Origin of the sequence: Ensifer adhaerens, from assembly GCF_002007205.1 — a bacterium.
Taxonomy (GTDB): Bacteria; Pseudomonadota; Alphaproteobacteria; order Rhizobiales; family Rhizobiaceae; genus Ensifer; species Ensifer adhaerens_D.
Genome location: NZ_LAZS01000010.1, coordinates 114,117 through 126,390 on the forward strand (window position 1 = coordinate 114,117; position 12,274 = coordinate 126,390).

12 protein-coding genes are annotated in these 12,274 nt (G+C 63.5%); 3 read left to right on the plus strand and 9 right to left on the minus strand.

All coding sequences use genetic code 11. The features are described 5' to 3' along the window. Positions 1-20: 20 nt before the first annotated feature. The 7 genes from XB14_RS22590 to XB14_RS22620 all read right to left on the minus strand — a co-directional run bounded on the left by XB14_RS22590 (position 21) and on the right by XB14_RS22620 (position 7,320). Positions 21-506, minus strand: a complete 486-nt coding sequence (locus XB14_RS22590; protein WP_077964782.1) for a cupredoxin domain-containing protein — start codon at positions 504-506, stop codon at positions 21-23. Positions 507-556: 50 nt separating this feature from the next. After that, positions 557-1,894, minus strand: a complete 1,338-nt coding sequence (locus XB14_RS22595) for a multicopper oxidase family protein (RefSeq protein ID WP_077964321.1) — start codon at positions 1,892-1,894, stop codon at positions 557-559. Positions 1,895-1,908: 14 nt separating this feature from the next. Beyond that, entirely contained in the window at positions 1,909-3,366 is a 1,458-nt protein-coding gene (locus XB14_RS22600) for a TolC family protein (RefSeq protein ID WP_077964324.1), read from the minus strand. After that, positions 3,363-3,593, minus strand: a complete 231-nt coding sequence (locus XB14_RS22605; protein WP_077964326.1) for a hypothetical protein — start codon at positions 3,591-3,593, stop codon at positions 3,363-3,365. The genes XB14_RS22600 and XB14_RS22605 overlap by 4 nt, the downstream gene beginning before the upstream one ends. A gap of 198 nt (positions 3,594-3,791) precedes the next feature. Continuing rightward, positions 3,792-4,181, minus strand: coding sequence for a hypothetical protein (locus XB14_RS22610; protein WP_143348501.1), 390 nt, complete (start codon positions 4,179-4,181; stop codon positions 3,792-3,794). A 95-nt stretch (positions 4,182-4,276) separates the two neighbouring features. Then, a complete protein-coding gene (cueR, locus tag XB14_RS22615; protein ID WP_077964332.1) occupies positions 4,277-4,747 on the minus strand; it encodes a Cu(I)-responsive transcriptional regulator in 471 nt (156 codons plus the stop codon). Positions 4,748-4,845: 98 nt separating this feature from the next. Then, a complete protein-coding gene (locus XB14_RS22620; RefSeq protein ID WP_077964784.1) occupies positions 4,846-7,320 on the minus strand; it encodes a heavy metal translocating P-type ATPase in 2,475 nt (824 codons plus the stop codon). A 364-nt stretch (positions 7,321-7,684) separates the two neighbouring features. Here XB14_RS22620 and XB14_RS22625 point away from each other — a divergent pair, with 364 nt between their 5' ends. Together XB14_RS22625 and XB14_RS22630 are read left to right on the plus strand one after the other, a co-directional pair. After that, complete coding sequence (locus tag XB14_RS22625; RefSeq protein WP_077964334.1) at positions 7,685-7,984, plus strand: antibiotic biosynthesis monooxygenase family protein; 300 nt, start codon at positions 7,685-7,687, stop codon at positions 7,982-7,984. 277 nt (positions 7,985-8,261) lie between these two features. After that, on the plus strand, positions 8,262-9,200 hold the full coding sequence (locus XB14_RS22630; protein ID WP_077964336.1) for an MYG1 family protein: 939 nt from the start codon (positions 8,262-8,264) through the stop codon (positions 9,198-9,200). 67 nt (positions 9,201-9,267) lie between these two features. Here the strand turns inward: XB14_RS22630 and XB14_RS22635 are convergent, their stop codons facing one another. Beyond that, positions 9,268-10,263, minus strand: a complete 996-nt coding sequence (locus XB14_RS22635; RefSeq protein ID WP_077964339.1) for a GlxA family transcriptional regulator — start codon at positions 10,261-10,263, stop codon at positions 9,268-9,270. Positions 10,264-10,846: 583 nt separating this feature from the next. On the opposite strand from XB14_RS22635, the gene XB14_RS22640 reads away from it, so the two are divergent. Further along, positions 10,847-11,044: a hypothetical protein gene (locus XB14_RS22640; protein WP_143348503.1), complete on the plus strand. Its 198-nt coding sequence runs from the start codon at positions 10,847-10,849 to the stop codon at positions 11,042-11,044. A 176-nt stretch (positions 11,045-11,220) separates the two neighbouring features. Here XB14_RS22640 and XB14_RS22645 read toward each other — a convergent pair whose 3' ends face one another. After that, positions 11,221-12,243 (minus strand): LacI family DNA-binding transcriptional regulator, encoded by a 1,023-nt coding sequence (locus tag XB14_RS22645; RefSeq protein ID WP_077964343.1) that lies wholly within the window; start codon positions 12,241-12,243, stop codon positions 11,221-11,223. Between the last annotated feature and the right edge of the window lie 31 nt (positions 12,244-12,274).

The window sequence follows — 12,274 nt, forward strand, 5'->3', positions numbered from 1 at the left end:
GTCCTTTCCTGTAATCGGAGTTACTTCTTCACGACGTCGAGCGGGCCGTGCATGCCGGCGTCGTAGTGGCCCGGCACCAGGCAGGCGAATTCGAAGGTGCCGTCATTGGTGAAGGTCCAGTAGATGTCGCCGGACTTGCCGGGCTCGAGCCGGATGGCGTTCGGGTCGTCGTGCTCCATGTCGGGGAATTTCTCCATGGTGATCTTGTGTTCCTGGATGGTTGCCTTGTCGTCGAGCACGAATTCATGCGCGAGCTCGCCGGCGTTCTTGATGGCGAAATGCACCGTCTGGCCCTGGCGAACCTTGATGGTCGAGGGCGTGAAGATCATCTTGCCGTCGTCGGTTTCCTTCATGGTGACGCGGATCGTCTGCGTCGACTTCTTGCTGTCGCCGGGCTCGCCGATCGACACCTTGTCGTGGCCGCCGGCATGGCTGCCGCTGGCAAAGGCCTGGGAGGAAAGGGCGGAGGCGACAACGAGCGCCAGAGCGAGTGCTGATTTCTTCATCATATGGTTCCTGATGGATTTGAAAGAGTTCATTACAGTCGGCCGTCCTCTCACGGTTTCGGCGTGATCACGGTCTTGGCATCCTTGGCCCGCGTCGGCTCCGGCAATGCGCCGGTCCATTCCCAGGCCTGTGTTCCCGGCGGGTTTTCGTACCAGCCGGGGTCGCTGTAATCGCCGGCGGAGATACCTTCGCGCACCTTCACCACCGAGAACATGCCGCCCATCTCCAGCGCGCCGTGCGGACCCCAGCCGGTCATCATCGGGATCGTGTTGTCGGGGAGCGGCATTTCCATTTCGCCCATGTCGGCCATGCCGGCCGTACCCATGGGCATGTAGTCGGGCTTCACCTTGCGGATCTTTTCCGCGACCGATTTCTTGTCGGCGCCGATGAAGGTCGGGATATCGTGGCCCATCGCGTTCATCGTGTGGTGCGACTTGTGGCAATGGATCGCCCAGTCGCCCTCGTACTTGGCGTCGAACTCGTAGGCGCGCATGGCGCCGACGGGGATGTCGATCGACACTTCCGGCCAGCGTGCCTCCGGGCGCACCCAGCCGCCATCGGTGCAGGTCACCTCGAAGTCGTAGCCGTGCATGTGGATCGGATGGTTGGTCATGGTGAGGTTGCCGACCCGCACTCGTACCCGATCGTTCTTGGACACGACCAGGGGGTCGATGTCCGGGAAGATCCGGCTGTTCCAGCACCACATGTTGAAGTCGGTCATTTCCATGATCCGCGGCACATAGGTGCCGGGATCGATGTCGTAGGCATTGAGCAGGAACACGAAGTCGCGGTCGACCCGCATGAAGTTCGGATCCTTCGGATGCACCACGAAGAAGCCCATCATGCCCATGGCCATCTGCACCATCTCGTCGGCGTGCGGGTGGTACATGAAGGTGCCCGACTTCACGAGGTCGAACTCGTAGACATAGGTCTTGCCGGCCGGGATATGCGGCTGCGACAGTCCGCCGACGCCATCCATGCCCGATGGCAGAATCATGCCGTGCCAGTGGATAGTGGTATGTTCCGGCAGCTTGTTGGTGACGAAGATCCGCACGCGGTCGCCTTCGACCGCCTCGATCGTCGGGCCCGGCGACTGGCCGTTATAGCCCCAGAGATAGGCGGTCATGCCATCGGCCATCTCGCGTTCGACCGGCTCGGCGACGAGGTGGAATTCCTTGACGCCGTTGTTGATGCGGTGCGGCAGCGTCCAGCCGTTCAAGGTGACGACCGGGTTGTAGTCGGGTCCGCTCGTCGGCACGAGCGGCTTCTGGGTTGCGGCATTGTCCATGCTTGCCGCTTCGGGCAGGCCGGAGTTTGAGGTTTGCGCCCAGGCGGCGGTCGAAACGAGAGCAGCACCAGCGCCGAGGAAGTTTCTTCTGTTGAACATCTTTATGATCCTTCTCAATGCCCTGCGCCGCCGGCTTCCGCCGCTGCGGGAGCAGCCGCGCCTCCAGCCGATCCACCCAATCCGCCACCGTGGATGGCCGTCATCAGGTCGGCATCGGCCAGCCAGAAATCGCGCTTTGCGTTGACGGAGAGCACGGTCGAATTGACCTTGGCCCTGACGTCGGCGAGCAGCTCGAAGGTGCTGGTGATCATGCCGTTGTAGCTGAGCGTCGCTTCTTCCTCGATCTTGGTGCGCAGCGGCACGACATTGTTGCGGTAGTGCCGTGCGATGTCGTAGCGCGAGCGATAGGCCTCATAGGCGGAGCGTGCTTCCGAGCGGATGTTGACCGCCTTTTCCGCCAGCAGGTTCGCCGAGCGCATATGGGCAAGCTCGGCCTTGCGCATGCGCGCATTGCCGCTGTCGAAGATCGGGATGACGAATTCGAGCTCGAACTGGCCGGTCGTCTCGACCTTAGTGCCATGATCCTCCTTCTCCCGTTCCGCCTCCGCGCCGGCGACGAGTTCCAGGTCGGTCACGTAGCGGGTCGCCTCGGTGAGCTTGTAGGACTTGGCCACGGCTTCGAGATCGAGGCGGGCGATCTGCAGGTCGACGCGGCGCTTCAGCGCTTCCGCCTCGATGCTGTACTGGCGGGCCAGCGTCTTCGGCAGGTTCGGCAGGCGGTTCGGCACCTGGTAGTCGACATCGCTACTCCAGAGGCCCATCAGCCTCGTGAGGTTTTCCTTGGCAAGGCGGGCCGCAAGCCGGGCCTCAGCCGCTTGGCCCGCGAGTTCAGCGTTGAAGACGTGTTCGCGCGCCTGGTTGCCCTTGCCCATTGCGCCGGTCTCGCCGAGTTTTGCGGCAAGCTCGGAGGAGGCGTCAGCCGCCGCCTGGGCCTGTTTCAACTGCCCGACGGTTTCCCATGCGGCGACCGCTTCGATCCAGGCGCGGCGGGTCTCGGCGGCCAGCTGCAACGTGCTGAGCGCGGCGTTGAGCTGTGCCTGGCGGAAGCGCGCATCGGCAATCGCGATGGTCTTGTCGCGGGTGAGCAGCGCCAGGATATTGGTGGTGACGAGACCCTCGATCGCCTTGTAGGCCCTGAGTTCCGGCGTTCCGATGCCGGTGGTGCCGATCGAGACGGTCGGGTTGAGGAACAACGTCGCCTGCCAGGCATCCGCCGCAGCGTCGCCGAGGTCGGCATAGGCTGCCTGCAAGCCCTTATTGTTGAGAAGTGCGACCTGAACGGCGGTGTCGGCGTCGATGGTCTTGCGCTTCAGCAGCGCCTTGACCTCGGCATTGACCTTGTCCGCCTGTTCACGGTTCTGGATCCAGACGCTCTTTTTGGTCGCTGCCGTCGAGACCTTGGCGTCGACGGTCGTGAAGCCCGCGTCCTTGGCCGAGTATTCGGTCACGCATCCGGCGAGCACGAGCGGCAGACCGATTGCTGTCGCGAGGTTGAGCTTGCGAAGCCTCATGACGCGTCTCCCTTGGCGGTCGACTGTGCGTCGTTGAGCGGTCCCCAGGCCTTGGGGCCGGTCGGCTCGCGATGGGTATAGCCCGAAATGGGGCTGCGATATTGCGTGCTTCGAATGCCGCTCGTGCTATTGGCGGGATCGCCAAGGCTCGAGACCTCGGCAGGCAATGTGGCAGCGCATCCGCCCAGGACGATGGGCAGGAGCGCCATGGAAAACAAACGTTTCATGGTCAAACCTGAAATGTGAATGGCAGAGGTCGGCGATCGACCGGATGAAACCGGGCGGGCCTTGTCGCGGACCGCGCTAGAGGTGGGACGAGCGTCTCATCGACACGCAGAAACCACGGCAGCGCCTTGCACCGCTGCAGAACCTTCAGTCGTCTGGGACCAAAGGGAACCTGCAGCAGCGGTCACGAATTCACGAAATCAGGCTCTTGGGGGACGATGAAGGCCGTCGAGCTCACCGGGAGTGAACTGCGGGTGCGGGCCGAAATTGCGGACGGAGCGCGGGAAAGCGGGGTGGCTGCCATCGGCATCGGCAAGGACGGCAACGGCGGCGCAGAAGGTCTTGCAGCAATCCTTCTTCTCGGCCTTGCCGTTTTGTTCTGCCGGCTTCACCTTGCCCTTGTCGAGGCTCGGGCAATGCTCGGCCGCTGCCTGCGCCGGATCGGCGGATGCCTCGATCTGCATCGCGCCGTGGGCGGCCGCATGCATCATGCCGGAAGCGGTGGAAAAGGGCAGCACCGCCAGCGACAAAGCGATCGCCAGCTTCAGCACCATCAGCAAACGCAGATATGTGGTTCGCACCTTCTCCATGATCGATCCGTAGAAACGCCTTTGATTCCTGTCAATGCGGCTTGCGCTCGGCGCCGTCACGAATGCGTGAGGCCCGCGATGCGCAGGTCTTGTCGTCAGCCGTACCGCCGGTTGCGGACCGGATCGATGCCGGCCGTACCGAAGCGGGCGGGCTCCGTTGCCTTCGCCGGCGCGTTCGTGGCATCGGCGAGATCATCGAGAATAGGACAATCCGGGCGTCCGTCGCCATGGCAATGGGCGGCGAGGTGTTTGAGCGTCCGGCTCATCGCCTTCAGTTCCTCGGCCTTGCGCTCCAGGATCTCGACATGTTCGAGCGCGATCTTCTTGACCTCGCCGCTGGCACGCGACCGGTCGCGCCAGAGCGCCAGGAGGTCCGTCATCTGCTCGACGGTGAAGCCGAGATCGCGCGAGCGGCGGATGAAGCGCAGCGTATGGACGTCGTTGTCGCCATAGTTGCGATAACCGGCTTCGCTGCGGTCGGCTTGCGGGATGAGGCCGATTGTCTCGTAGTAGCGGATCATTTTCGTCGAGACGCCGGAGGCGCGTGAGGCTTCGCCGATATTCATGATGTCATCCTTGTTACCGCGTTGCGGCCATTCGCTACGAATATAAGGGCTCTCCCCGGCTTCCGCCATGCAGGCGAGAGCCGGGCAGATTGTCGAGCCTAGGCCGCCGGTGCTGCGGCGACCGGGCGAAAACCCCTGAGCCGCAAGGCGTTGCCCAGCACGAAGACGCTCGATAGCGCCATGGCACCGGCCGCAAAGATCGGCGACAGCAGCAGCCCATAGGCCGGGTAGAGCGCGCCGGCAGCAACCGGGATCAGCACCGCGTTATAGGCGAAGGCCCAGAACAGGTTCTCCTTGATGTTGCGGATCGTCGCCTTGGACAGCGCGATCGCATTCGGCACGCCCAAGAGGTCGCCGGACATCAGCACCACGTCGGCGCTCTCGATGGCGACGTCCGTGCCGGTGCCGATCGCCAGGCCGACATCGGCTTCGGCGAGCGCCGGCGCATCGTTGATGCCGTCGCCGACGAAGGCGACCGCGCGTCCGCCCTGCTTCAACTTCTTCAGCGCCGCGACCTTACCATCCGGCAGGACTTCTGCGATGACCTCGTCGATGCCGAGCTTGGCGGCGATCGCCTCCGCGGTGCGGCGGTTGTCGCCGGTGATCATCGCGACCTTCAGGCCGAGATCGTGCAGCATGCGGATCGCCTGCGGCGTCGTTTCCTTGATCGGGTCGGCAACCGCGATGATCGCCGCCAACTTGCCGTCGATCGCCGCATAGAGCGGGCTCTTGCCTTCCGAGCCGAGACGCGCCGCCTGCTCGGCGAAAGCCGAGACGTCGAGCTTCAACTGCTTCATCAGCCGGTCGGCACCGACATGGACGGTGCGGCCCGCCACTTCGGCGCTGGCGCCGAAACCGGGGATTGCCTCGAACCTGGCCGGTTCGGCGATCATGAGCCCCTTTGCCTTCGCCGCTTCGACGATCGCCTCGGCGATCGGGTGTTCGGAGCGGGTTTCGACGGCGGCCACCAGCGTCAGCACGGCGTCGCGATCGAAGCCCTCGGCGGTTTCGAGGTCGGTCAGTTCCGGCCGCCCCTTGGTCAAGGTGCCGGTCTTGTCGACGGCGATGACCGCGGCGTTGCGCAGCGTCTGCAGGGCCTCGCCCTTGCGGAAGAGCACACCCATTTCGGCGGCGCGGCCGGTGCCGACCATGATCGAGGTCGGCGTGGCAAGACCCATGGCGCAGGGGCAGGCGATGATCAGCACGGCGACGCCGTTGACGAGCGCGAAGGTCAACGCCGGATCGGGGCCGAAGACCAGCCAGATGCCGAAGGTCAGAAGCGCGATCGCGATGACGGCCGGCACGAACCAGGCGGTGACGCGGTCGACCAGCGACTGGATCGGCAGCTTTGCGCCCTGCGCCTGCTCGACCATCTTGATGATCTGCGCCAGCACCGTGTCGGCGCCGACCTTGGTGGCGCGGAATGTGAAGGAGCCGGTCTTGTTGATCGTGCCGCCGACTACTTCGCTGCCGGCCCCCTTTTCGACCGGAACCGGTTCGCCCGTGATCATCGATTCGTCGACATAGGAGTTGCCGTCGATGACGCTGCCGTCGACCGGTACCCGGTCGCCGGGGCGCACGACGACGGTGTCGCCGGCGTTGACGTCGGAAAGCGGCACTTCGATCGTCTCGCCGTCGCGGATCACGCGGGCGGTCTTTGCCTGCAGTCCCATCAGATGCTTGATCGCCTCGGAGGTCCGGCCCTTGGCGCGCGCCTCGAGGAACCGGCCGAGCAGGATCAAGGTGACGATGACGGCTGCAGCTTCATAGTAGACGTTGGCGGTACCGTCGGGCAGAAGGTCCGGCGCGAATGTGGCAACGACCGAGTAGACCCAGGCGGCGGACGTGCCGATCGCGACCAGCGAGTTCATGTCGGGCGCCAGGCGGAAGAGGGCGGGGACACCCTTCTGGTAGAAACGCAGGCCCGGGCCGAAGAGCACCAGCGTCGTCAGCACGAACTGCAGATACCAGCTTTCCTGCATGCCGATATTGTTCATGACGAATTCGTGCACGCCCGGGATGAAGTGCGAGCCCATTTCAAGCACGAAGATCGGCAGCGTCAGGACACCGGCAATCAGCAGCGCGCGCGCAAGCTTTCGCGTCTCCTGTTCGCGCTTCTCGCCTTCGCGATCGACGCTTTCGTCGCCGGTGATGCGCTTGGCGGCGTAGCCGGCAAGGCGGACCGCCTCTTCGAGCGAGGCTGCGGTGGCGATGCCCTTCGTCACGCGGACGGAGGCGCGTTCGGTCGCGAGATTGACATTGGCTTGGCTGACGCCCGGCACCGTCTTCAGCGCCTTTTCGATGCGCGCGACGCAGGACGCGCAGGTCATGCCTTCGATGGTGAGCTCGATCGTGTCTTCGGCCGCACCGTAACCGGCGTTCTCGATCGCCTTGACGATATCGGCCGACTTGGTGCTGGCATCGAAGCGGACGTCAGCGCGTTCCGTTGCAAGGTTGACCGAGGCTTCGGTGACACCAGGCACAGCGCGAATCGCCTTTTCGACGCGCGCCACACAGGATGCGCAGGTCATGCCCTCGACGGGAATGCTGGCGCTCAATGCCGCGGCGGACATCGCTTCGAGATCGTTCGTTCTAAGGGGGGTCACAGATCCCATGATCGTGCTCCTTTCTCTGTCTTTTGTCGCAAGATGGAGCTTCCAACGATGGGAAGGTCAAGGGCGCAAAAGAGATTTCTGCACGCCATCTTCAGAGCGGCAGGGAGAGGTCTGCCAGCGCAGCGGTAATGGCCCGCGATGCACGATGGAAGCCGCCTTGACGCAAGCTCAGCCGCGAGGCCCGGCAGGTTTGTCAAGGCGCAGTTCGAATGGCTCCCGGCTTGCCGGCGATCGCAAGGCTGCGACCGTGCCTCGGGTGCCTCTTGCGAGTGAACTGCATCGGATCCATCCTGTAGAAGTTGCGTCCCATAGGGAGGTTAGGATGACGGCTTATAATTGTGTCCGTTTCCGCGTGAGACCCGGTCAAGAGGAACGGTTTGAGCAACTTTTTCGCAGCGCTGGTCGCGACTTTGAAGGCTTGCGGAAGATGGCGCTCAGCAAGGCAGCGGATGGATCGTATTTCTCAATTGCCGAATGGCAAAGCCTTGAGGCGATCGCCGCGGCGCGACCCATGATGAAGGCGAATCTCGACACGTTCCGCGATACGCTCCTGGAACTCAGTCAGGATCTCGGGGTCACGGACCCGATTTCCGGCGAGGCGATCTTCGAAATGGCGCGCTAGAGAAATGTTGCTGCGCAAGGTGTGACGGCAACAGTTCCGTCGGTTGGTTGACGGGGAGGTCGGCCTTGGCTGCTAAGGCCGCGGACCTGATGACAGTGATGTCGTCGGCTTGCGAACGCGTGGGGCAGCATCAGAACCGGCACGACATCTAGCGCCGGATTTTGGATGGGTTGAGAGTAGAACACTGCGACGAAGGCGCGATGACGGGTTGAGGTCACCGCAGGCAATGGCTATGTCGTGCCGCACACATGCGTCACGAACCATAAGGCCATTCGGAATGATCCCAGACTTTCTCGTTACCCATTCCGGTGGTTTCCACGCCGATGAGTTGCTTTCCAGTGTCATCCTCACGCGACTTTTCCCTAAGGCTCGCCTCGTTCGCAGCCGGGCGGCGGAATGGCTGAAGCCGGGGGCGGACCGCATCATCTATGATGTCGGCGGCCAGTATGATGCGGCAGCCGGGCTGTTCGATCACCATCAGCGTGGAGCGCCGGTTAGAGAGGATGGTCAGCCCTACAGTTCGTTCGGGCTGGTCTGGAAGCATTACGGGCGCGCCTATCTGGCAGCGCTCGGTGTTCCCGAAGCGCATGTCGAGGCGGTGCACGCCGCCTTCGATACGCGCTTCGTGCTGCCGGTCGATCTGGTCGACAACGGCGCGCTCGACCCCTCCGTGGCCGGGCCTTTGGCGGGGCTGACGCTGTCGGCGCTGCTGGAAACCTTGAAGCCTGTCTTCGACGAATCCGGCCAGGAGGCCGAGGATCGCAGTTTCCAACAAGCGCTTTCGATCGCGCGCGCGTTCGTCGAGGCCGGCGTGTCTCAGCGCGCCGCAAAACTTAGGGCCGAGGCGCTCGTGCTTGAGCAGATCGCCCTTGCCGGTGAAGGCCGGGTGCTCGAACTGCCGCGGGGCATGCCTTTTCGCCCGGCGATCGTGAAAGCTGGCGCCGACCACCTGCTGTTCGTTGTCCATCCGCGCGAAAACGACTGGTGCCTGACGGGCATTCGCAAGGCCGACGAAGGGTTCGAGCTGCGCGCCGATCTGCCGGCGGCCTGGGCGGGCCTCACGAACGGCGCGTTGGAAGCGGCGTGTGGCGTGCCGGGCGCGAGCTTTTGCCACAATGGCCGCTTCATCGCGGCAGCAGCGACGCGCGAGGCAGCACTCGCCATGGCCGATCTCGCCGTCAAGGAAGCAACGTCGGCGGATCGCGGTCAGATCTAACGGAACTGACGAGCCGGCGGCAGCGGCTAAAGCCTGTGCGCCGTCGGCCGGATCGCTTGAGGACGGGTCACGCCGAAAGCGTGGCCCTGAACTTGCTCGGCGACTGACCGTAGGTTTTCGCAAAAATTCGCGAGAAGTGGCCGGCGTTCTCGAAGCCGACCTCGAGCGCGATGTCGATCAGCGGCGCCTTTGTCTGCGTCAGCAGATGCTTGGCGCGCTCCAGCCGAAATTTCCGGTAGACAAGTGCAGGCGACATCTTCGCCTTGTCCATGAAAAGGCGTTCCAGCTGCCGCCGGGACAAGCCGACGGACGCCGCCAGCTCCGGGATCGATAACGTATTGTCGGTGTGCTGCTCCATGATGATGAGGGCGGCGTTGAGGCGCGGGTCGTTGCTCTCGATCGCCAGCGGCTTTCGCGGCTGGACATGAAGATGCGTGCGGGCCTTGTCGATCTGCAGCACCTCCAGCGCATTGCGCTCCGCTTCCTTGCTGATGTGCAGGCGCACAATATGCGCTGCCATGTCGGCCGCACTGCTGCCGCCCGCGCACGACCCGCGGGTGCGATCGAGATTGAAGAGCCGGTCCGAACGAACCTTGAGTTCGGGGAAACGTTCGCGGAACGCCTGGTAATGAAGCCAGCTCACGCAAACCGTGTGCCCGGTCATCAGCCCGGCTTCGGCAAGCACGAAGGTCCCCGTGCACAGGCCGATCAACGGCACCTTGCGCTCGGCTGCCTTCTTGAGGAAGCGGACTGTGTCGTCGTCGATCGGGTGCCGGTTGTTGAGCAGGCCGCCGACAACGACGATGTAGTTGAATGCGGCGGGATCGACGAGGTCTGATGTCGGCGCCACCTGCACCCCGCAACTGGAGGCGATGAGATGCCTCGTGTTGCCGAGCACCTGCCAGTCGGCGCGGATGCGGCCGGACTTGTCGAGCTGGTCGCTCGCGAGCCGCAACGTGTCGATGAAGAGAGCGAATGCCGAAAGGGTGAAGGACCGGGCCAAAACGAAACCGATCTTGAGACGGTCGGCTTCTGCCTCTTTGGATTTGATGGTCGTCGTCATTTGCCGTTCATGCTCGCGCCGCCAAGATCTCCCGTTCCTTGTCGAGCTTGCTCGGGACGGGAAGCCGCTGGCGGCAGAGACCTGCCTTTCGATGTCCATGGAACCGGGGTCGCTTTCCTCCAGCGCTCCCATGGAGTGGCGCGGGAAGTCGACGCCCGGACGAAGGCGTCTTCCGCCGCATCATAACGAAGTGGCTGGCCTCAGATTGCTCTCGTCACGACTTGCGCCGCTACGGTTACGAACATGGCCGCCAGGGTCAGCGCCGCACCGAAACGTGCAACCTTCATCCGGCGTTCCCGTGAACCGCTCCAATCATACCCCATTTTTCCGCTCCCTCGCGACCGGGCCAGAACGCGAACCGCAGGCCTGGCACGTCACGGCTCCGAGTTGCCGGTCATGCTGCAGCGATCCCGTCGACCGTGTCAAGCTTCCCGCGGCGCCAGCGATTTGCAGCGCAGAGTCCTGTGCCGGTGCGCAAAGGAAATTGGGTGCGAGGGCGCAAACCCCCTAGTTGTGCGGGGAGCCTCTTTCTGCCGTTGTGATAGTTTTCCCGCTTGGTATGATTTTTAAAGGGAGGGCGAAGATGCCCGGCACATTCTCTACCGCCGACATGGACGCGATCAAACAGCAGCACGAGGAATGGTGTCGTGCGAACGACACCGACCCGAACAGTCCCGCAGGAATAGAGAAGGCCATGCAGATGCTGGCGAACTATGGCGGCAGCGCCAGCCGGCAACCGTCCGCGCAACCGGAGGCGGGGCGCGCCAAGGCGCGCGCGTGATCGCTACGTAGATCCCCGTCTTTTGGCAGTCCGCGTGCCCGTGCTCGGCAGCGTGGAGGGAAGGCGACCGCCGAGTACGCTCGGCAGCTGGGCTTTGGCGAGACGTGTCACGCGCTCGCGATCAGGCGCCGCTCCCCAGTTTTTGGGGCGCGCACGTCAAAAGTGCGGATCTCGGTTCAGAGGTTCTCCTTGAGAAGGACCTCGATTCTGATCTTGTCCTGTGCGGCGTGCGGTTCGCGCAAATCGGCCCGTGCGCGCATGATGCGTATGGCGCTGCGCACGGCGTGCCCCGGGTCCTGGGCGATGACGGCGTCGATGTTCCCATCGTGCAGGCCGCGCTCGCTGAAGGGGGTACGTTCGTGGACGACGACCGTGATCTTTTGCAAATCGGTGAAGGACGCAGCGCCCTCAAGCGGGATCCTGGCCTCGGAGCTCAGCACGTAGATTGCCGCAACTTCCTGATTGTTTTCGAGAACTCTCTGGAGGATCTGGGTGGCTCTGCGGGCGTCGCCATGCGTTTCGATCGAGGGAAGACACTGCAGGTGGGAGAACTGTGAATTGACGACATCGTCGAAGCCAAGGCGCCGCTCGATGCTGTCCAGAGACTGCATGGTCTCGGCCACGATCAGGACCTTCCCGGCCCTCTGGCCGACAAATCGACCGATGATCTTGGCCGCCGTCGCACCGGCGGCGTAGTTGTCCACGCCGACAAAATCGGCGGTCGGGAGCTTTTCCTGTCCGGAAAGGAACTGCACGAACTTGACGCCGCGCTCGATCAGGCGGCCGATCGCGTCGCGGACCTGCGGCGATTCCGGCGCCATCATCGCGATCCCGTCGAATTCGTTCTCGTCTATATCGGCGAGGTATTTTGCGACCTTGTGCGGGTCGTCGATCGCAATCTGAACGACGTCGAGGTCGACGAGGTCCCCCTTCATGGAGATCCGCGCCTCTTCCACCCGGTGGATAAGTTCGCCCAGATAGAGATCGCCGCTCGTGGGAAGCACGAACCGGAACCTGTAGCTCTTGTTGCGGGCAAGGCTGACGGCGGCCGGGTTTCGAATAAACCCAATGCGTTCAATGGTTTCGTTGACTTTCCGGACAGCTTTTGGGCTGACATTCGGCCTGTCGTTAAGCACGCGGTCTACCGTTGCGAGACTCAACCCCGCTGCCTCAGCAAGATCTTTGGCCGTTGGCCGCATCCGGAACTCCCAGTGTGTATCGTTCACAATC

Excerpts from the sequence above, each read along its gene's own strand:
- XB14_RS22590 (WP_077964782.1), bottom strand. The coding sequence starts at position 506 with ATGAAGAAATCAGCACTCGCTCTGGCGCTCGTTGTCGCCTCCGCCCTT.
- XB14_RS22595 (WP_077964321.1), bottom strand. The coding sequence starts at position 1,894 with ATGTTCAACAGAAGAAACTTCCTCGGCGCTGGTGCTGCTCTCGTTTCG.
- XB14_RS22600 (WP_077964324.1), bottom strand. The coding sequence starts at position 3,366 with ATGAGGCTTCGCAAGCTCAACCTCGCGACAGCAATCGGTCTGCCGCTC.
- XB14_RS22605 (WP_077964326.1), bottom strand. The coding sequence starts at position 3,593 with ATGAAACGTTTGTTTTCCATGGCGCTCCTGCCCATCGTCCTGGGCGGA.
- XB14_RS22610 (WP_143348501.1), bottom strand. The coding sequence starts at position 4,181 with ATGGAGAAGGTGCGAACCACATATCTGCGTTTGCTGATGGTGCTGAAG.
- cueR (WP_077964332.1), bottom strand. The coding sequence starts at position 4,747 with ATGAATATCGGCGAAGCCTCACGCGCCTCCGGCGTCTCGACGAAAATG.
- XB14_RS22620 (WP_077964784.1), bottom strand. The coding sequence starts at position 7,320 with ATGTCCGCCGCGGCATTGAGCGCCAGCATTCCCGTCGAGGGCATGACC.
- XB14_RS22625 (WP_077964334.1), top strand. The coding sequence starts at position 7,685 with ATGACGGCTTATAATTGTGTCCGTTTCCGCGTGAGACCCGGTCAAGAG.
- XB14_RS22630 (WP_077964336.1), top strand. The coding sequence starts at position 8,262 with ATGATCCCAGACTTTCTCGTTACCCATTCCGGTGGTTTCCACGCCGAT.
- XB14_RS22635 (WP_077964339.1), bottom strand. The coding sequence starts at position 10,263 with ATGACGACGACCATCAAATCCAAAGAGGCAGAAGCCGACCGTCTCAAG.
- XB14_RS22640 (WP_143348503.1), top strand. The coding sequence starts at position 10,847 with ATGCCCGGCACATTCTCTACCGCCGACATGGACGCGATCAAACAGCAG.
- XB14_RS22645 (WP_077964343.1), bottom strand. The coding sequence starts at position 12,243 with ATGCGGCCAACGGCCAAAGATCTTGCTGAGGCAGCGGGGTTGAGTCTC.